Source organism: Candidatus Glassbacteria bacterium (genome assembly GCA_019456185.1).
Classification (GTDB): domain Bacteria; phylum Gemmatimonadota; class Glassbacteria; order GWA2-58-10; family GWA2-58-10; genus JAJRTS01.
Genome location: VRUH01000005.1, coordinates 20,611 through 39,946 on the forward strand (window position 1 = coordinate 20,611; position 19,336 = coordinate 39,946).

Consider the following 19,336-nt stretch of genomic DNA (forward strand, 5'->3'; position numbering starts at 1 on the left):
CGCAGTCAGTCATCCGCACCCGCCTGCGGGCCGTTCAGTTCCACAGCCCGCCAGCAGCGGACCAGCCTGTCGCCCTTATCCTGATTCAACTGTTCCAGCTCCTGGGAATTTTCACAGCCGGCGGCAGCCGATACGCAGCGGTCCCGGAAGCGGCAGCCCGCGGGCCAGTTGCCCGGCCGTGGTACGCTGCCCGGGATCGTGGGTGGTTGATCGCGGACAACATCCAGGCGGGGCAGGCAGTCCAGCAGGGCGCGGGTATAGGGATGGCCGGGCCGCGAGAACAGATCGGCGGCCGGGGCGCTCTCCACGATCTGCCCCGCGTACATCATCAGCACCCGGTCGGCCAGGTGGGCCACCACCGCCAGGTTGTGGGTGATCAGCAGCAGGGACAATCCGCGCTCGGCCGCCAGGCGTGCGAGCAGATCGAGAATCTGCCGCTGGACAGTGACGTCCAGCGCGGTGGTCGGCTCATCGGCAATCAGCAGTTTCGGACCCGTGGCCAGGGCCATGGCGATAAACGCCCGCTGACGCTGTCCGCCGCTGAGTTGATGGGAGTAGGAGTCGAAAATCCGCGAGGGACCATCGAGACCGGCGTCCTCCAGTGCTTCGAGAGCGGTCTCTTCGGCCGCTCCGCGACCCGTTCGGCGGTGGGCCCGGATTGTCTCGACAATCTGCGCACCGATTTTGAACAACGGGTTGAAGCTGGTGGTGGGGTCCTGGAACACCATCGCGATTTCTCCGCCGCGCACACGGCGAAGCTCGCCGGGAGGCATCCGGTCCAGCCGGCGGCCGCCGAGTTCAATCCTTCCGCATTCGATCCTGTCCACACCGGGCGGGAGACTGCGCAACAGACTCAGCGCGGTCAGCGTCTTCCCGCAGCCCGACTCGCCCACCAGGGCCACGCACTCGCCGCGGCGGATCTCGAAACTTACCCCGTCGACTGCCCGGACTCCCGAGGAGAGCGTGACAGAAAGGTTTTCGACTCTGATCAGAGTCTCGTGACCCGTGGCGACAGGTGCGGTCATGGATCTTCCGGGTTCAGTTGAGGTGGCTTTCCGGCACTTTCGCCGGGCGGCTTGGCCCGTCTGGAATTATAATAAGAAACGATCAGCAAGTCCGCCACCAGTTCGACCACGTGGTGCACCACCGGAACCACCGCGGCGGCCGGAGTTCCCAACAGGCTGATTGCCAGATAGGCCGGTATCTGAAGGGTTTTTTCAGCCGAGCAGAACAGGGTGGCGATTCGCTGCTCGGGACTGAAACGTACCGCGATGGAAGCAAGTTTCCACAGCAGCAGCATTGTCAGGTGGAACGCTCCCGCCGCGGCGAGTATTTTCAGGCTGCCCGGCCCGGAAAGCACCTCGCGGCCCTTGGTCACGGCGACCATGATCACCGCCAGCACGATAAGACTGCAACTGCTGGTAAGCACCGCGCCAAGCGGGGCAACCCTGCGCTCGCCCAGCAGGGCGCGAAGCGCCATGCCGGCTGTCAACGGGACAAACAGTACAATCAGCAGCCGATGGATCAGCATGGCAACCGGGACATTCATCGCCTCACCGAGCAGGATGGAGAGCAGGACCGGCGAAACAACAGCGGCCAGCAGGCTGGAGCAGACACTGAGCCACAGGGCCAGGGCTTCATCCCCGCCGGCGAGCCTGGTGAAAATCACGCAGGTGCTGAGTGTCGTGCCGGTGGTCGCGATCAGGATCAGGCCGGTATAGAGTTGGGGTTGGCTGCTGAAAAACGCGTTGGCCAGCAGCCAGCCTGTCAGCGGCGCGGCCAGGTAGGTCAGAGCCATCACGAACCCCACCTGGGGCCAGCAGCTTATCCTGGAGCTGACGCGCCGGAAGCCGATCCCGGCGCCCATCATCAGCATCAGCACTCCGATCATCAGCGCCAGGTGCCTGCCCAGGTACTCCCCGGCGCCGGGGAATAAGAACCCGGCCAGGCAGGCCAGCCCGATTCCCGGCAGCATCCAGTGTCTTTTAAGTGCCTCAGGCAGAACCGGCTCCTGTTGTTTGACCGGCGGAGCTGACGTGTCCGCCGACGGGGTTATGCGCGGCGCGCCGCCTGGAACGAAAAAACGGCGTGAACATTGTTCACGCCGTTTTTTTTAGATCAATATTTCATAATGCCGGACAGCCGGTTAGCTGACAGCTTCTTTCAGGGCCTTGCCGACCGTGAACTTGACCACGTTGCGGGCAGGAATATGGATCGTGGCGCCGGTCTGCGGGTTGCGGCCTTCACGGGCGGCACGCCTGGTCACGCCGAAAGTGCCGAAACCGACATGCGTGTACTTGTCGCCCCTTCTAAGGGTTTTTGTGATGCTGTCAAACACGCTGTCGATCGCTTCGGCTGCGGCCTTCTTGGGGATACCGACTTCAGAGGCTACGGCATCAATAAGGTCGGCTTTAGTCATGGAGAAATCCTCCGGTAAAAGAGTTAAAGTGGCGGGGAACTGTCAGGTCAGTCCGAACACTTCAAGAACAGAAATTCCCAAATATCCTTTTCCTTTACGACTATAAAAGTTCCAAAAGCCTTTGTCAAGCTCAACAGGTCGATTCAAGTTTTTCTTTTGCCATCAGGTTTGAAGAAAAATCAGCCTGCCGGCCGAACCCGAGGCAAAAAGTACATATTATATATAAAGCGTGCCTCGGGTGCCGTCAAGTGCTTATTTGACGCGAATCTCAGCGAAACATGGACAGCAAATACCGCTTAACCGCATGATATACAATAAGATGCGAAATGTCTTGGATTTCACCGCAATTTTCGTTAAAAAAAACCCGGCGCAAAACCGGGTTTTTTCTACGCTTGAAGCCGCTCGTAGTACGTACCCGGGCTAGCGCAACTCCTCCACCAGAGATTCGACACGGCGGCCTACGCTGCCGGAAAGATTCGAGAGCGCGGTATGGAATTCGTACTTGGAATTGATGTAGTTGACTTCGGCCTGCGAGAAATCGGTCTGGGCCTGGCGAAGGTCCAGAAGGCTGGCGGCACCCAGGCGGTAACGTTCCTGTTCCAGTTCCAGGGACTGCTGACGGAGGTCGCGGCTTTCGGCCAGCGCCAGGTGACTCTCATAGAGCTGCTGTAAGTCGAGCCAGAAGGCGCGGATATCCTGCTCGATATCCATCCTGGCGGCTTCGAGGTCGTAGACCAGGTTGTTGAGCTGGATCTCCAGGGTGCGGTTGCGGCTGTAACGCTGGAATGAATCCCAGATGTTCCAGCTTATCCCAAAACTCAAGCCGCGGCCCTTGTCACGGTTGGGGATCAGCTCCAGCCCTTCATCGGTACGGGAATAGTTCAAGCTGGTACTGATTGTCGGCAGGTAATCCAGCCGTCCCATCCACAGGTTGTTGCGCTGCTGGCGGACCTGGTAGTCGATCGCGGCGATATCGGGATGGTTCGCCAGGGCGTAATCGATCATGCGGCCGAGGTCCAGTTCCAGCCGGTCGACATCGAACTGGTCGACCACTCCGAACACGGCTTCCAGGGCGCGGCCCATCAGACGGTTGAGCTGCATTTTGGCCTGGGCCAGATCGTTCTGGCGCTGGATGATAACCAGTTCCTGGTCCTTGAGATCCACCTGGGCCTGGAGCACGTCGAGCCGGGTGACCGAACCCACCGAGTGGCGGGCCTCGGCCAGACGAAGCTGCTCGCGCCGGTTTTCGGCCTGGCTTTCGGCGGCGGTCAGCAGCTGCTGCTGCCGCAGGGCGTTGATATAGGCCCGGCGCATCTGGTCCACCAGGTTCAGCTCGCTTGCCGAAAGTTGGCTTTCCCGCTGGCGGCGGAAATACCGGGCGTTTTTCAGATCGAAATAATGACGGGCCGAGTCGAAAATGTTCAGGTTCATCCTGAGCGACGCGTAGCTCGATTTGCTGATACCGCCGGAGGTACGCAGTACGCCGCTGGGATCCAGGAAGCTGGAGGTGCGGTTGCTCTGGCTCAGGCCGTAACTGGAGCTGAGAGTGGGGATGTAGTTGCCCCAGGCAACCAGCATGGCCGGCTTCACGCCCCGCATGTTCTCCCTGGCCTTGGCATGGGTCGGATTGCCGGCCAGCGCATAGTCGATACAATCGTCCAGGGTCAGCACCTCGCCGCCGAAGCCGGCCTGACCGATCGCGGCGGCTCCCACCGGGAACAGGGCGGTAAGGTTGTATGTGTGGAAGAAAGGAATCTGTTCCGCCGGCAGGACCGTCTCTGCGGCCATCTCGCCCGGCGGGTCCGCTGGCTCCGCAGCCGTCAACCGGCCCTGCAAAGACAGGCTCAGGACGGCGGCGGCCAGCACAACGCCCGCAACACGGTAATTCATGGATCCTCCGGTAAATTCGTTTGATTCGTCTCAGGTTCGGCTTGCATAAGGTTTAGACAACCGAACCGGGCATTTGGTTTCATCTATTTTCGGGCAGCTGCCGTCAATCGGCAGACCTTTCCGGCTTGACTCCCAGCAGGTCGAAAAACCGGGCGAGGCGGGCGGTGCTGATATGGAACTCACCCAGGTTGAACCTGCCGCCCTCGTAATGCCAGTCGCTGCCGCCGGTGAACACCAGGTCGTGCTGACGGCCCTTGTTGCGGATAGCGTTGGCGGTGGAGCGATAGACCCCCGGACGCCAGAGTTCGATCCCGTCCATGCCGGCCTCGCAGAGGAGATCGACAGAATCCTCGACCTCGTCGCGCGAGGGATGGGCCAGGGCGCTGACTCCGCCCAGCTCGCCGATCAGCTCGATCACCTCCAGCGCGTCGGCGGGGCTGTAGGGTACGAACGCGCTGCCGTTGTTGCCCAGGTAGACATCGAACGCTTCCTCCGGCGAGCGCACGTAACCGTAGTTGTAAATCAGGTCGGCGATCAGCACCCGGCCGATCGTTTTAAGACGGGGCACCCGGTCGAGCTCGTCGTGGGGAATCCGCACGTTACGCTCGTTGAGCAGGCTGAGTATCTCATGCGCGCGCTCCTTGCGCCGCTGCCGGACTCCATCGATATGCCGGACCAGCCGCGGCTCGGCGGGGTCGAGTCCGTAGCCCAGGATATGCAGTTCGCGCTCGCCCAGCCTGGTGCTGAACTCGGTGCCGCAGATCATCGTCAACCCGTGCTCGCGCCCGCAGGCCAGCGCATCCCCGTAATGGTCGACCGTATCGTGGTCGGTGATCCCCAGCACGTGCAGGCCCCGCTCACGGGCGAGCGGCACCAGCTCGGTCACGTTCATCTTGCCGTCGGAGTAAGCGCTGTGTATGTGAAGGTCCGCTCTCAAAGGCATTGCATTGACACCTGTCTCATTGTTATACCATCAGGCCGCGGCCGGGTTCAATCCATTTTCAGCACGGCCAGGAACGCTTCCTGCGGGATTTCAACCTGGCCGACCTGCTTCATCTTCTTCTTGCCCTCGCGCTGGCGGGCCAGCAGCTTGCGCTTGCGGGTGATGTCGCCGCCGTAGCACTTGGCGGTCACATTCTTGCGCAGCGGGCGGATCACCTCGCGGGCGATCACCCGTCCGCCGATAGCGGCCTGCAGCACCACCTCGAACATCTGGCGCGGAATGAGTTCCCTGAGCTTCTCGATCAGCCTGACACCCCGGGGCCTGGCCTTGTCGCGGTGGATAATCGCGCTCAGCGCGTCCACCGGGTCGCTGTTGACCAGGATGTCGAGCCGGATCAGCTCGCTGGCGCGGTAGCCGGAGAACTCGTAGTCGAAACTGGCGTATCCGCGGCTGACAGTCTTGAGCCGGTCGTAAAAATCGAACAGGATCTCGGCCAGGGGCAGGGCGTAAACCAGTTCCACCCGGCGCTGGTCGAGATAAATCATCTCGCCGTACTCGCCGCGGCGTTCGTTGCAGAGTTCCATGATCGGCCCCACGTAGTCGGCGGGGACGAAAATCCGCACCTTGACATAGGGCTCCTCGATCCGCTTCACGCCGGCGCGGTCGGGAAGGCGCGAGGGGTTGGAGAGCTCCAGCACTTCACCGTCGGTCATCAGCACCCGGTAGCGCACGTTGGGCACGGTGGCGAGGATCTTGACATCGTACTCGCGCTGCAGCCGCTCCTGGATAATCTCCAGGTGCAGCAGACCCAGGAACCCGCAGCGGAAACCGAAGCCGAGGGCGATGGATGTTTCCGGTTCGTAGCTCAACGATGCGTCGTTGAGTTTCAGCCGCTCCAGGGCGTCCTTGAGGCCGTCGTAGTCGTCGTTGTTCACCGGGAACACGGCCGCGAACACCATCGGCTTGACCTCCCGGTAGCCCGGCAGGGGACTGTCGGCCGGGCGGTCGCGGTCGGTGACAGTATCGCCCACGCGGGTATGGTCCAGCCGCTTGATCCCGGCGATCAGGTAGCCCACCTCGCCGGCTTCGAGCCGGTCGGTCTTTTTGGGCTTGAGCTGCTGGATACCGACCTCGTCCACCTCGTACTCTCCTCCGGTGGCGAACATGCGCAGGGTCATCCCGGCTCCCATGCGCCCGTCGATCACCCGCACCAGCGGGACGGCCCCGCGGTACTGGTCGAAATAGCTGTCGAAAATCAGCGCCTTGAGCGGGGCGTCCGGGTCGCCGACAGGTGGTGGGATCCGGGCGACCACGGCCTCGAGCACGGTATCGATCCCGATCCCCTGTTTGGCGCTGACCGCGAGGATTTCCCCGCGCTCCACGCTCAGCAGTTCCTCGAGTTCGTCGCAGACCTCATCAACTCTGGCTGCGGGCAGGTCGATCTTGTTGACCACCGGAACTATCGCCAGGTTGTGGTCCATGGCCAGCAGGAGGTTGCTCAGGGTCTGGGCCTGCACGCCCTGGACAGCGTCCACCACCAGCAGCGCGCCCTCGCAGGCGGCCAGGCTGCGGCTTACCTCGTAGTTGAAATCGACATGGCCGGGGGTGTCGATCAGGTTGAACTGGTAGCGCTTGCCGTCGGCTGCGTCGTAGTCCATCCGGATGGCGTGGGCCTTGATCGTGATCCCCCGCTCGCGTTCCAGGTCCATGCTGTCGAGCACCTGCTCGCGCATCTCGCGCTGATCCAGGGTGTGGGTGGACTCCAGCAGGCGGTCGGCGAGAGTGCTCTTGCCGTGGTCTATATGTGCAATAATGCAGAAGTTGCGTATTTGCTGCATCCGGTATTCCTCACAGAGACTGTGGCCCGCGACAGCGTTTTGGACACAATCCTCTAAGATAACCAAATTCGGGAAAAATGAAAAGGAAAGCCGTACAATGGCAGGATTGATCAGAACTTGCGCCAGACCTCGGGCATGAACAGGACGATCACGGTGAAGACCTCGAGACGGCCCAGCAGCATGCACAGCGAAAGCATCCATTTGCCGAGTTCGGGGATAGCGGCGTAATTCTGCATCGGGCCCACTCCGGCCAGGCCGGGGCCGATATTGCCGAGAGTGGCGGCCACGCTGCTTGTGGCGGTGACAATGTCCATGCCGAGACCGGCCATTACGAAGGAGAAAAAGAGGAACAGGGCGATATAGAGGCTGAAAAAACCCAGCACGTTGAGCATCACTTCCGGCCGGACCCTGATCTTGTTTACCTTGACCAGCACCACCGCCTGGGGATGGAGCAGTTTTTTCAGTTCGGTCTTGCCGTGCTTGAGCAGCAGCAGCAGCCGGATCACTTTCATCCCGCCGCCGGTGCTGCCCGCGCACCCGCCGACAAACATCAGCGCCAGCAGCATCATCCTGTTCAGCGGTCCCCAGGCGTCGAAATCAGCGGTGGAAAAGCCGGTGGTGGTGGTTATCGAGACCACCTGGAACATGCTGTCGCGGAAGGTCTGCTCGCTCGCGCCGGAGCCGTGCATCCAGTTGACCAGGAACACCACGATCGTGGCTCCCCCGAGAATGCTGACATAGAACTGCCATTCGCGGTCGCGGAAATAGGCTTTGAGGCCGCGGCCGGTGAGGCAGCGGTAGTGCAGGGAGAAATTAGCCCCGGCCAGGAACATGAACAGGACGATCACGTATTGGATGTACCGGCTCTGGTAATGGCCCACTGAGAGGTTCCTGGTACTGAACCCGCCGGTGGCCATCGTCGTGAAAGCATGGTTGACCGAGTCGAACAGGTTCATGCCGCCCAGGTGAAGCAGCAGAACCTCCAGGGCGGTCAGCAGGAGGTACACGGCCCAGAGCAGGGTAGCTGTCTGGCTGATCCGCGGTTTCAGCCTGTCGGGAGTGGGGCCGGGGACCTCGGCCTTGAACAGCTGCATGCCGCCCACGCCCAGGAAGGGGAGGATGGCGATCGAGAGCACGATAATTCCCATCCCGCCCAGCCACTGGGTCTGGCTGCGCCAGATCAGGATCGACAGCGGCTGGCTTTCGATATCGGTCAGGATCGAGGCCCCGGTGGTAGTGAACCCGCTGAGAGTCTCGAAAAACGCATCGGTAAACGAGGGGATCGAGCCGGAGAGCAGGTACGGGAAGCTGCCGAACAAGGCGGCGAAAATCCAGCCGAAGGTGACGATAGCGAAACCCTCGCGCACCCGGATATCGTCGTCACTGCGCGCGAGCCAGGCAATCGCCGCGCCGCCGACCACCGAGATCGCCATCGCCTCCAGGATCGGTCCCAACGTGCTTTCGCCGTAGTACCAGGCGCACCAGGCCGGCAGGGCCATGGTCAGGCCGATAAATACCTGCAGGAAGCCCACCACGTATAACACAAGCCTGATTTTCATCTTCGGCGGTCCGTGCTCCCGGGGTGAAACGGAGGCGCATTCCCCTGGCTGCGGCTGAGGTCAGAGGAAAAATTTGTGTACTTTCTTGGACTGACGGGCCAGGGTGAAAATGACCACGTTATCCCCGGGCAACAGAGTATCCTCACCGTGGGGGATAAAGGTTTTACCCTCCCTGACCACCGAGCCGATAATGCAGTCCGAGGGGATTTCGAGGTCCCTGAGCATTTTACCGACATAAGGCAGGCCCTCGCGGACCGAGATCTCCATGAACTGCACGCTCATGCCTCTCAGGGTGGCCAGGGTCAGCAGCCGCTCGCTGTGGGTGGCTGCCAGGATAGCGTTGACAGTGGACAGATGCGGGCTGACCGAGGCGTCGACCCCGATCCTGGTAGCGAGGTTGAGATATTCGAGCCGCTTGATCTGGGAGATAGTTTTGGTGGCGCCCATGTTCTTGGCCACCAGGGAGCTGATGATGTTGTTCTCGTCGTCATCGGTGAGCGCCACGAACCCGTCCACACCATCCACGCCCTCGCTTTCCAGCAGCTCCAGGTCGGTGGCGTCGCCGTGGAGCACCAGGCTGGAGGCCAGGATCTCGGCCAGCACGGCGCAGCGCGCGCGGTCGCTTTCGAAAACGATCGGGATCACCCCCTGGCTTTCCAGCAAATGTGCCAGCCGGACCGCCACGGCCGTGCCGCCGGCCAGCATCACGCGATGCAGGCTGCGGTTCTCGTAGCCCGCCAGGCGGAGCATATCGGTGGTGGCGTCGCTCTTGCCGATCACGTAGAGCAGGTCGCCTTCGTGGATCGCGTCATTTCCGTGGGGGATAATGGTCTGCTCGCCGCGGCTGATCGCGGCGACAAGGAACTTCCGCTTCTCGAATTCACCGGCGATCTGTTTGAGCGCCCGGTCGCGGAACAGGAAGCCCTCGCCCACCCGCATTCCCATCAGCACAACTTCGCCATCGGCGAACTCCACCACATCGGTGGCGGCGGCGAACTTGAGCAGGCGCTGGATTTCCTGGGCGCAGGCCTCCTGGGGGTTAACCAGCACATCGATGCCCAGCGAGCCGGCGAGCGCCAGCGGAGATTCGCCGTAGTAGTAGTCTCCGCCCACCCGGGCCACCTTGGTCCGGACTTCGTAGCGCGAGGCGAGCTGGCAGGCGAGGATGTTGACTTCGTCGTCGTCGCTGACAGCGATCAGGGTGTCGGTACGGTTGATCTGTGCGCGTTCGAGGATGCGGAAATCGACGCCGCTGCCCAGCAGGCCCAGCACGTCCAGATGGTTTTCGACCCGGTCGACCTTGGTCTGGTCGACATCGATGACCACGATTTCCTCACCCTGTTGAGAGAGCCGGCTGGCGAGCTGAAAGCCGACGTCGCCGGCCCCGATGATAATCGCCTTCATGCGGACTGCTCTTGTTGGGTGGTCTCGCTGTTTTCGTTCACCGGCTCCTGTGCGCCATGGCCGGAGGCGTTATTGCCATATTCCTTAAGCAGCATCTCGCTGCCGATTTCGTTGAACTTGTCCGCGGTTTCCCGCAGCTCGCCGGAGAGATTGTGGTTGAACGCGTAAAGTTCGACCACCGGCCCCAGTCGCTTGACAAGCTGAACCAGCGAAACGAAATCGCCATCGCCGCTGACCAGCGCCACCACGTCGAGGTCCGGCGCCGCCTCGATAATGTCGATGGCGATCCCCATGTCCCAGTCACCCTTGGCGGTTCCGTCGGAGAACGACTTCAGCTCCTTGCGGCGGACCTGGTAGCCTTTTTTCTTGAGCAGGCTGATAAAACCGCTCTGGTCGATATCCGGGGATTCGACAATATAGGCCAGGGCCATGATCTGGCGGCGCCTGCCCACGATCCTGTCCAGGATAGACTCGTAGTCCAGCCTGGCCCCGTCGAGTTTCTTGGCCGCGTAGAACATGTTCTGCACATCGATAAACACGCCGACCCGGATATTTTCCTCGGGGAGATCCTCCAGGCGACGGTTTTCCGGCATCCCGCCGTAATGTTCGGTACGCGGTCCGCCCTCGAGCTGCTCCAGACGGTTGCGCAGCCTCCCGATCTCCTTGGTCTGTTCGATCAGCAGGCCCTTGAGTTCGCGGCCCACTCCCTCCATACGTTCCTCCAGCGCGTGCAATTTGCTCATGCACAGGGGGCGCTGGGCCAGCAGGCTCTGCCCGAAGTCGCGGAACCCGTGGCTGAGCATGGTCTCGAACTCTTCGAGCAGGGTGCCGTGCTTCTCGTGCATCAGCACCCAGAGCAGGATGCAGGCGGTTTTGCGGTCGAGCGTACCCTCCGACTTGAGCGATTCCAACTGTTCGCGGAGCTTGTATTCGCCGAGGCCGAGATAGTTTTTCATCCGGCCGGCGAGTTCCTGGTCCATCGCTCCCCACAGGCTGCCGGAGGAGCGCTGCGGACCTGCCTTCCAGGCGTCCAGCAGGACCTCTATCAGCTCGTGCGTGCGCGCCTGGCGAAGATCGAACTTTTCGTCGCGGGTAGTGCAGCGGTGGGCCAGCTCGATCAGCCGCTGGCGTTCGAACAGGTTTTCCAGCAGCAACCGGAGCTGCTCGTCGGACGGAAAGAAAAGCCTGTCCGGGTTTGTGTCGGTGTCGTTTCTGGTATGCATTTTTCAGTTGTACCTTTCGTTGCAAAGATTGAGAATGAGAGTAACTGACACGGCTCAAATATAGTGCTGGGAGTCCATCAGGTGCAAATATTATTCATCTGTCTCGATTCTGGCAAGGCGCAGACCGACCAGGAAAATGAACAAGAAGTTGAAGGCCAGCATCAGGATAGCCTGCTCGTAGCCGATCATGGTCAGAAACAACGCGCAGAAGCCGGTGAAGCTGCTGAAGGCGTAAATCAGCAGCACAGCGTCAGTCGGTTTGAGACCCATGCGGACCAGCCGGTGACTGCTGTGGTCCTTGCCGCCCAGGGATATCGGCCGGCGGCGGATCACGCGGGTGATCGTCACCAGGCTCACGTCGAAAATGGGATAGATCAGCACCAGCATCGGGATAGCCAGCGACAGTTTGAGACCGCCGCCCGGCACTCCGGCCGCGGTGCCCCAACTACCGACAATTGAGAGGCCGGCGATTATGAAGCCCGTGAACAGGGATCCCGAGTCACCCATGAAAATTCTGGCCCGCGGGAAATTATGGGGCAGGTAGCCGACCCCCGCTCCGGCCAGGATAAAAAAGATGAAGCCGAGATCGAACTGGCCGTTGACGAAACTGATCAGGCCGAAAAAGAAACTGCTGGTGACCGCCACTCCGCAGGAGAGACCGTTCATGTTATCGATCAGGTTGAAAGCGTTGGTGAGGCCGATAATCCAGAACAGGGTGAACGGATAGGCCAGCCAGATCAGCCACGGCATGCCCCAATGGGTGGCTATGTCGGTGAAGAAGGCGACGCTGATTCCGAAATAGATCAGGAAGAAACCGGCGATAAGCTGACCGACGAGCTTGACGTGGGGGATAACCCCTCCCCTGGCGTCGTCCACATTGCCTACCAGCAGCAGGATCGTCCCGCCGATCAGCAGCCCCAGCACCTGGTCAGCCCCGTCCCCGTCGGCGACGATAATTCCCCCGATAGTACACCAGATCGCCGCGATGACGAAAAACAGGTAGACCCTGCGCGGGTGGCGCGCGATACCGTAGAGCTGAAAAATGACGCCACTGAACATCAGCAGGGCTTCCCAGATATCCACCATCCCGCGAATCATCAGGCCAAGCAGGAACGCCATGTAGATTGCATTGCCGCCCAGCAGGGGGACAGGCTCGGCATGGAAGCGGTCGTTACGGGGAGTGTCGACAACGCCGGCGTCGAGGGCCAGCCGCTTGAAAATAAGAACGAGGATATAGGACAGGACACTCACCCCGGCCAGGATACTCAGCGCTGAAATCATGATGTCCGGGCTGAAAATCATCGGCAGATCCGGTTGCAGGGCCGGTTACGGGGTTCGCTCCCTCCGCTTCGTGTCATTTCCGGTTGGGAGAGAGCAGGGTTTCGGGGCCGACTTCACGCACATAGTCGATCACATTGCTCAGGATTTCATCCAGATCGTGGCGCGGTTCGAAGCCGGTTACCCGGCAGACTTTCGAGATATCGGGGATACGCCGCAGCATGTCCTCGAAGCCCTCGGCGTAAGCCTGGTCGTAGGGGATTTTGCGGATTTCGGACTCGCTGCCGGTCATCTCCCTGATCTTTCCGGCCAGGTCGGCGATCGTGATTTCCTGGGTGTTGCCCACGTTGAAGATCTGGCCCTCGGCCTCGGGCAGTTCGCTGAGGCGGATCATGAATTCCACGGTATCGGCAACATGGGTGAAACAGCGGCTCTGGGTGCCGTCGCCGTAGACCGGGATAGTTTCACCAAGCAGCGCGGTGGCAACGAACCGGGGAATCACCATCCCGTAACGTCCGGTCTGCCTGGGGCCGACGGTATTGAACAGCCGGGCGATCACGACGGGCAGATTTTTCTCCTGGTAATAGGCCAGGGCCAGGAATTCATCGATCGCCTTGGAGCAGGCGTACGACCAGCGGTTCTTGGTGGTGGGGCCCATCAGGCTGTCGTCCTCCTCGCCGAAGGGGACCTTGTCGCTTTTACCGTAAATTTCGCTGGTCGAAGTTATCAGGGTTTTTTTCTTGTAACGGTTGGCCACCTTCAGCACCATCTCCGAACCCAGGATATTGGTTTCGATCACTTCCACCGGGCGGTTGACAATCAGTTCGACGCCCACCGCGGCCGCCAGGTGGAAGATGATGTCGCACTCGCAGATCAGCCGGTCCATCACGGTTTCATTGAGGATACTTTCGATAGCGAACGTGAAGCCGGGGCGGCCCTTGAACTGGGTGATATTCTCCATCCGGCCCGTGGACAGGTCGTCGATAATGGTAACTTCATGTCCCGACTCCAGCAGTTTCTCGCTAAGGTGCGACCCGATAAACCCGGCGCCGCCGGTAACAAGCGCTCTCATCGAAGCTCTCCCTGATTAATTCTGAAATGGCGCTGAGGAATGGCCCGGGAGGGGCTGTCCGGCGATTGCCGCCTCACCCTGGAGGCGGCCGGAGCCGAGAGGTCGGAAAAGCTGGTCTTGCCGGTCAGAGATCATCGAAATGACCGGAGTCAGGAGTTTAATCCAGATAATGGCCCACCTTCTCTTTTGTCAGCAAATCGCGATACAGCCTGTCGATATCCTCCAGCAGCCTGTTCTTGTCGAACAGGGGATACGCTTTGCGGCGGCCGGCCTCTCCCATCATTTTCCGCCGGCCTGGTTTTGCCAGCAGGTACTGGATGGCATCGGCCAGGGCCCGGTGATCGTTGGACGGCACCAGCAGGCCGTTGTCACCGTCGAGAATCAGGTCCCGCACACCGCCCACATCGGTGCTGACCACCGGTTTACCGGCAGCCATCGCCTCGATCAGGGCCACCGGAAGTCCCTCGTTGAAGGAACTCAAGGTAACGATGTCGAGACCGGAATAAATCTTGGTCAGATTATGCTGGAAACCCATGAAGATAACCCTGGATTCCAGGCCCAGTTCCCTGGTTTTTCTTTCCAGAAAAGCGCGTAACTCTCCGTCGCCGATAATTAAAAAGCGGACATGCTCGTTTTTCGCAGAGATTATCCGGGCCGCCTCGAGAAAACAGACGTGATTTTTGATCGGCACCAGCCTCGCGACAATACCTACGAGCAGCGTACCGGTTTCGAGCTCAAGTTCCCGGTGCAACTGATCGGGCTCTGCGTCGGATTTCACGAACGGCTTGAGATCAAGCCCCAGGGGCACGGAGACAATCTTGTCGGAATCGGCGATCTTATAGTCGATTATTTCCCGCCGCTGATGCTCTCCTACGGTTATGATGACATCGGTGAATTTAGCCAACAGCCTTTCCAGCCACAAGTAAAATTTGGTCTGGAAGTAGCCGAAATAGCTGTGAAATACGTGTCCGTGGAAAGTGTGGATGATCACGGAGACGCCGGTCAGCTTGGCGGCAATCCGGCCCAGAGTTCCGGCTTTGGCGGTATGGGTATGGACTATGTCGGGCTGTTCGCGGCGGATCAGCCGGATCAGATTTATCAGCGCCTTGATATCGTCCCGGAAGAAGATTTCCCGCCCCAGGGCTTCGATCACGATCGGGTGGACGTTTTTCACTTCGGCCAGGTCGTTCATGTTGCCCTCGGCCGGCGATTCGCGTCCGGTCACGAGCCGACTGACATAGTTCGCCGGGTCAAGCTCGCTGTTGAGGATAATCACATGCAGGGCCGGGCCGCCGATATTGAGCCGGGCGATTATCCTCAGGATTTTAATTTTGCGTTTCTCGGCCATCTTGACCATTTCAGCGCACTCCGGGTGTGGTAACAAGTTCCAGTGTCAACTTGGTTCAGAGCCAGCCTTTCCACCAGTACTTTAACATCGCGGCGTATTCATGAAAGATAGCGCCAAGCTGGGAAAACCGATCCCCGTCGGGATGAAAAAAGACACTCTCCGGCGGCGGGACAACCCTCAGTGAATCCGGAGTGACTCCGGGCAGGCGGAGCTTTTGCAGCTGAGTGTCGAGCAGCAGCCGTGTCCTGCGCGAATTGTACAGCCCGGTAACAACCAGAGCGGATTTGAAGCCTGTCTTGGACATAATCTCCAGACAATTCCGAACGTTTTCGTAATTATTGGCCGCCAGCGGGTCCAGGATAATATCGGTTTCACTCACACCCTGGGCAGAGGCGACCTTGCGCATATCCTCGGCATCGCGGCGGGAGAGCTGCTGATAACCACTGGAAAAGACGATTTTATCGGCGAGTCCTCTCTCGTAGAGTTCGGCAGCCCAGCCCGCCCGCTCGAACGTGCTGCTGCCCGGACTGCCGGTTTCACCGACTCCGCCGCCGAAGACAAGGATGACCTCACTGGACGTTACCGGACCTGTGGCCACCAGCGGAGCGCCCAGCCAGCGGACAGTCGAGCTGGAGGTTATCAGCAGCCAGAGCACAAGCAGGGAGGCGGCGATAGTGAGAAACTGGCGCCGTCGTGAGTGGCTTACTGCGGCAAGGCGTTCCAGCCAGCCGGTGTCGTCACCTGGCCTGACCTCTTCGATTCTCCGCTCGATAAGCGAGCACATCTGTTCCAGACTGTTTTCCCAGCCGGCCTCGCGCGCGAGTTCAATCCGGCGCCGACGAAGCTTCAGTTCCTCTTCACCCGAGAGCGCGGCGAGTTTGCGTTCGATCAGCCGGGCCAGCTCCTCGGCGTCGCGGCCGATTTCCACGACGCCGGAATGCTCACCGGCAAACAACTTCATCTCTTCAATCGGAGTGCTTACCACCGGCAGCCCCATCGCCAGATATTCATTGAGCTTGGTGGGGTGGACATATTGAGTGTAATCGGTAAGCCGGTAGGGTATCAGTCCGATATCGAATCCCTTGAGATAGCGCGGAAGCTGATCGTGGGGACGTGCGCCTGTCAGGTGGACATTGGGTATGGACCGGAGTCCGGCCATCGATTCCTGCTCCGGGCCGATCAGGACGAGCTGGACCCGGGGCAGCCGTTCGGCAAGGGAGGCCAGCAGATCGATATCCAGCCAGCGGTGCAAACCACCGATATAGCCGATCCGCGGCCGGGGAATGGATTCCAGGTCCTCCGGCGTGCCCGAGGAAGGGTCCTCACGCACTCCTGCGAAAAATTGATAATCCACCGTAAACGGGTATTTATGCACATTAGGATTGTGTGGCCTGCAATGGGCGGCCAGTTTTTCACTGGTTACCAGCACGAGGTCGGCCAGTTTGATCATCTCGCGTTCGCTGGCTTCGATTTTGCCGGCGGCGGGACTTGAATGGCGGAAACTGTCGATACAGTAATAAATCAGCAGTTTGTGCGGGATATGCTCGATAACCTCCATGGTCAGGCGGCTGGGCAGGAATGTCCAGACTATCGGATCGCTGAAACGCTGCGACCTGAACCACGAGTTGAGTACCCCGCTCATCATCCGGCGGTTGATCCAGCGGGCGATACGGCTGTGAGGCAAGGGAAGGACCAGGGGGCTGAAAATATAGAGATTATCGGCTTGACGGCGGAATCCGCGATAGCTTTTCCACCAGTTCACCAGCCGACGGCGCATTCGTCCCAGATCGGAGGGCCGCGGAGCGCGAACCCCGGTGTTTTCCACATAGAGCACCCGGTTGCCCGCCGCCGCCAGGCGCTGCATGATTTCCTGGTGGCCCTGCCAGTTGAAATCCCAGTCTATCGAGGAGAAACAGATTATGTCCCGGCCGTTAAGCATGAGTCGCTCATTTTCCTGATACCAGGAGCAGCAGGGCCGACAGTATCAGGCCCAGCGCCAAGCCTGCGCCGATCCCGGCGTAGGCGCTCGCCGAAGGAAACAACGCCAGCAGGATGAACCTGACCGGGTAATAGGCGCTCACAAACAGCAGAATGACCGCCGTGGCCTGACGCCGCACCGCAAGCCTGTCACTCGATCGAATCGCCAGCAGGTTGGCTGCCAGACGGCTTCCTGACACGGCAGTCAGGTCGGTCAGCCTGGAACAGAGCCGGACAGCGCGCTGCTTTGCTGCCCTGATCCAGGTCCAGGTAAACGACTTTTCCAGCGTCGCGGAATCGAGCTGGAGCGGCTTGTCGAGGTAATCGCCGACCAGGAAAACAGGCATCACTCGCTCCCGGACAAAGATGACCAGAAGGCTGTAACAGAATGTCCGGGAAAGCGCAGCAGGCATTTGTTCCGCAATCTTCCAAAAGCGGCTGTTTGCCGCCACGCTCTGCAGGACCCTGCAGGTGATCGAGCCATCCAGCAACACGTTTTTATCCGGTATGAACACGATTTTATCCCCTGTCGCCGAGCCTAAAACGCCACCAGGGCCGCGCCGAAGCTCCAGCGCCTTGCATTGAAACTAAGTCCGGAACCGACTTTGAGCAGGTTTCCGTTATAAAACATATCGTCGCCGGCCTGCAAAACCAGCAAGCTGACCTGACAGCGGATATCCCGGCTGGCAGGATGATCGGCGAGCAGGGCCTGACGGCCGTCCGGGCTGGGATAAAGAATTTTGGCAGGCTGGTTGGACATTATCCGTTCTATTTTCCAGGAGGGCGGTCTCTCGAGAGAATATTCCTGCTCACCCGGCCTGACCCAGGCCACCAGCTCCTGGGGCACGTTCCTGAATTCAACCTGGACGGATTGCCAGACAAGCTGTCCGGCTGGCCGCAGTTCACCGGCGTAATGAACAACTCCATTCAGCGGCTGGCCCAGCAGGGCAAAATTCAGGCTGCGCCCGAAATCGATCTGCTGATTAAAAAAGCGCGGAACACCGCCGGACACCGTGCAGTTAAGTTCCAGGTCCAGAATCACACGCCTGAATTCTCTGCCGAACCCCGGCTGACTGCGATATGACAGAGCCGCGGGAGTTCCCAGGGGATCTATATCAAGAACACGATGGATTTCACCGGCTTGTACGCTGCCCTTAGAGTCGGAGACTTTTAATCCGGCCCTGAGCAGTGGAACAAGCCTGGCCGGCATCGCCTCTATCATTACGCGGACGACAGCTCTCAACTCCGGCTGGGATTTGCTGAGAATTCCACCGGTCAGGCGGGTGCCCCCGACATCGAATCTCAGCAGGCGATCCGGCTCCAGCCGGGAGCGTCCGAAATACAGGCCGCCCTCGGCAAGGCGGCAGCTGAGCCTGATACGGGCGACTTCGAACGCATGCAGCACGTCGCCGCCGGGATCGACCGAACCGCGGCTGAACCAGGGGTTGTCGGCCTCGCCGTATGAGACCTTGACAACTGCGCGAGGCAGTTCCTCATCTCCGGAGAGTATCGATTGAACGTCCAGCAGGCTCACCTGGTCCGGCTCCTTCAGGTAGAACAACATATCAAGTTCAACAGAAGTTTCGGCAGCGGGCATGATCCGGTATTCCTGCCCCAGGTGCTCCACGGTGATAGCGGAACCGCTGTTTTCAAGAAATTCAGCCAGCCGGTCGTAATCGGCGGACACAGTCAGTTCGGCTGAGGCAATTACCTGTGTCCGCCGGGATTCAGGCACCGCGGACAGACGTTCCGCCGGAACCTGAGGATCCACTGACCTGACAGTAAATGCAAGACCGGACATACTGAACAGGCTGTCACCCGGCTCCAGCCCGGCGCCTTCATTCCCCTGACTCAGCACCAGGGAAGTAAATTCAAGGGACCAGAAGCATTGGCCGCCGTAGGACGGCTTAAACCTTTGTTTTGGCGCTGAGCTGACCACCGAGCTGACCACGAAATCCCCCTTGGCCAGCGGGAGAGTATAGGTCGACTGGCGTCTGAAAACATCCATGGTAACGGCTTCGAGTACTGTTTCATAAGTGCCGGCCTGGAGATCGGCCGGAACGTTGAACAGGACACTGTCACGAACGTTGAATGGGATTTTGCCGTCGAGTAAAACAGTTTTTCCCTTGAACGACTTCGGGATCAGGTGCAGCCGGGCACTGAGCAGATAGCGCTTGTTATCCAGCTTGACTGTGACTTTTGCGGGTGCGCCGCTGCTTATTTTTGCGGGTCTGATTCCCAGCGCCTGCAACCGGGGCTGGCTGATTGCCACCCAGGAAGAAATGCCGACGTAAAGCGCGGCCAGTACTCCCAGGATAACAGCCAGGTCAAGCAGGTTGATCAGGCCGAACAGGCGTCCCTTCTCGTCGATCAGTTTCACGGTGC

Annotated in this window: 15 protein-coding genes; all 15 read right to left on the reverse strand. The window is 60.1% G+C overall.

All coding sequences use genetic code 11. From position 1 onward, the window contains the following. Positions 1 to 5 precede the first annotated feature (5 nt). The 15 genes from FVQ81_03125 to FVQ81_03195 all read right to left on the reverse strand — a co-directional run bounded on the left by FVQ81_03125 (position 6) and on the right by FVQ81_03195 (position 19,331). Entirely contained in the window at positions 6 to 1,025 is a 1,020-nt protein-coding gene (locus tag FVQ81_03125) for an ABC transporter ATP-binding protein (protein MBW7995567.1), read from the reverse strand. Further along, positions 1,022 to 1,975, reverse strand: a complete 954-nt coding sequence (locus tag FVQ81_03130; GenBank protein MBW7995568.1) for a hypothetical protein — start codon at positions 1,973 to 1,975, stop codon at positions 1,022 to 1,024. The genes FVQ81_03125 and FVQ81_03130 overlap by 4 nt, the downstream gene beginning before the upstream one ends. Before the next feature lie 171 nt (positions 1,976 to 2,146). Beyond that, the gene (locus tag FVQ81_03135; GenBank protein MBW7995569.1) at positions 2,147 to 2,419 is read right to left on the reverse strand and encodes an HU family DNA-binding protein; all 273 of its coding nucleotides are present in this window, start codon (positions 2,417 to 2,419) and stop codon (positions 2,147 to 2,149) included. Positions 2,420 to 2,839: 420 nt separating this feature from the next. Then, positions 2,840 to 4,309, reverse strand: a complete 1,470-nt coding sequence (locus FVQ81_03140) for a TolC family protein (protein ID MBW7995570.1) — start codon at positions 4,307 to 4,309, stop codon at positions 2,840 to 2,842. Between the two features lie 103 nt (positions 4,310 to 4,412). Then, a complete protein-coding gene (locus FVQ81_03145; GenBank protein ID MBW7995571.1) occupies positions 4,413 to 5,252 on the reverse strand; it encodes a PHP domain-containing protein in 840 nt (279 codons plus the stop codon). 47 nt (positions 5,253 to 5,299) lie between these two features. Further along, complete coding sequence (gene lepA / locus FVQ81_03150; GenBank protein MBW7995572.1) at positions 5,300 to 7,090, reverse strand: elongation factor 4; 1,791 nt, start codon at positions 7,088 to 7,090, stop codon at positions 5,300 to 5,302. A 110-nt stretch (positions 7,091 to 7,200) separates the two neighbouring features. Continuing rightward, on the reverse strand, positions 7,201 to 8,649 hold the full coding sequence (locus tag FVQ81_03155; GenBank protein ID MBW7995573.1) for a TrkH family potassium uptake protein: 1,449 nt from the start codon (positions 8,647 to 8,649) through the stop codon (positions 7,201 to 7,203). Between the two features lie 60 nt (positions 8,650 to 8,709). Next, entirely contained in the window at positions 8,710 to 10,053 is a 1,344-nt protein-coding gene (gene trkA / locus FVQ81_03160; GenBank protein MBW7995574.1) for a Trk system potassium transporter TrkA, read from the reverse strand. Beyond that, positions 10,050 to 10,646, reverse strand: a complete 597-nt coding sequence (locus FVQ81_03165; GenBank protein MBW7995575.1) for an NYN domain-containing protein — start codon at positions 10,644 to 10,646, stop codon at positions 10,050 to 10,052. Before FVQ81_03165 ends, trkA begins: the two co-directional genes overlap by 4 nt. A gap of 720 nt (positions 10,647 to 11,366) precedes the next feature. Beyond that, the gene (locus FVQ81_03170; GenBank protein MBW7995576.1) at positions 11,367 to 12,578 is read right to left on the reverse strand and encodes an undecaprenyl/decaprenyl-phosphate alpha-N-acetylglucosaminyl 1-phosphate transferase; all 1,212 of its coding nucleotides are present in this window, start codon (positions 12,576 to 12,578) and stop codon (positions 11,367 to 11,369) included. A 52-nt stretch (positions 12,579 to 12,630) separates the two neighbouring features. Further along, a complete protein-coding gene (locus FVQ81_03175; GenBank protein MBW7995577.1) occupies positions 12,631 to 13,626 on the reverse strand; it encodes an NAD-dependent epimerase/dehydratase family protein in 996 nt (331 codons plus the stop codon). 157 nt (positions 13,627 to 13,783) lie between these two features. Beyond that, on the reverse strand, positions 13,784 to 14,983 hold the full coding sequence (locus FVQ81_03180) for a glycosyltransferase family 4 protein (protein MBW7995578.1): 1,200 nt from the start codon (positions 14,981 to 14,983) through the stop codon (positions 13,784 to 13,786). A gap of 46 nt (positions 14,984 to 15,029) precedes the next feature. Continuing rightward, positions 15,030 to 16,913 (reverse strand): glycosyltransferase, encoded by a 1,884-nt coding sequence (locus FVQ81_03185; protein ID MBW7995579.1) that lies wholly within the window; start codon positions 16,911 to 16,913, stop codon positions 15,030 to 15,032. 7 nt (positions 16,914 to 16,920) lie between these two features. Further along, on the reverse strand, positions 16,921 to 17,466 hold the full coding sequence (locus tag FVQ81_03190; GenBank protein MBW7995580.1) for a hypothetical protein: 546 nt from the start codon (positions 17,464 to 17,466) through the stop codon (positions 16,921 to 16,923). Positions 17,467 to 17,489: 23 nt separating this feature from the next. Continuing rightward, complete coding sequence (locus tag FVQ81_03195; GenBank protein MBW7995581.1) at positions 17,490 to 19,331, reverse strand: DUF4330 domain-containing protein; 1,842 nt, start codon at positions 19,329 to 19,331, stop codon at positions 17,490 to 17,492. Between the last annotated feature and the right edge of the window lie 5 nt (positions 19,332 to 19,336).

Coding starts and splice junctions, on each gene's coding strand:
- FVQ81_03170 (MBW7995576.1), bottom strand. CDS start 12,578: ATGATTTTCAGCCCGGACATCATGATTTCAGCGCTGAGTATCCTGGCC.
- FVQ81_03165 (MBW7995575.1), bottom strand. CDS start 10,646: ATGCCGGAAAACCGTCGCCTGGAGGATCTCCCCGAGGAAAATATCCGG.
- FVQ81_03145 (MBW7995571.1), bottom strand. CDS start 5,252: ATGCCTTTGAGAGCGGACCTTCACATACACAGCGCTTACTCCGACGGC.
- FVQ81_03125 (MBW7995567.1), bottom strand. CDS start 1,025: ATGACCGCACCTGTCGCCACGGGTCACGAGACTCTGATCAGAGTCGAA.
- lepA (MBW7995572.1), bottom strand. CDS start 7,090: ATGCAGCAAATACGCAACTTCTGCATTATTGCACATATAGACCACGGC.
- FVQ81_03180 (MBW7995578.1), bottom strand. CDS start 14,983: ATGGTCAAGATGGCCGAGAAACGCAAAATTAAAATCCTGAGGATAATC.
- FVQ81_03135 (MBW7995569.1), bottom strand. CDS start 2,419: ATGACTAAAGCCGACCTTATTGATGCCGTAGCCTCTGAAGTCGGTATC.
- trkA (MBW7995574.1), bottom strand. CDS start 10,053: ATGAAGGCGATTATCATCGGGGCCGGCGACGTCGGCTTTCAGCTCGCC.
- FVQ81_03175 (MBW7995577.1), bottom strand. CDS start 13,626: ATGAGAGCGCTTGTTACCGGCGGCGCCGGGTTTATCGGGTCGCACCTT.
- FVQ81_03185 (MBW7995579.1), bottom strand. CDS start 16,913: ATGCTTAACGGCCGGGACATAATCTGTTTCTCCTCGATAGACTGGGAT.
- FVQ81_03155 (MBW7995573.1), bottom strand. CDS start 8,649: ATGAAAATCAGGCTTGTGTTATACGTGGTGGGCTTCCTGCAGGTATTT.
- FVQ81_03140 (MBW7995570.1), bottom strand. CDS start 4,309: ATGAATTACCGTGTTGCGGGCGTTGTGCTGGCCGCCGCCGTCCTGAGC.
- FVQ81_03130 (MBW7995568.1), bottom strand. CDS start 1,975: ATGCTGCCGGGAATCGGGCTGGCCTGCCTGGCCGGGTTCTTATTCCCC.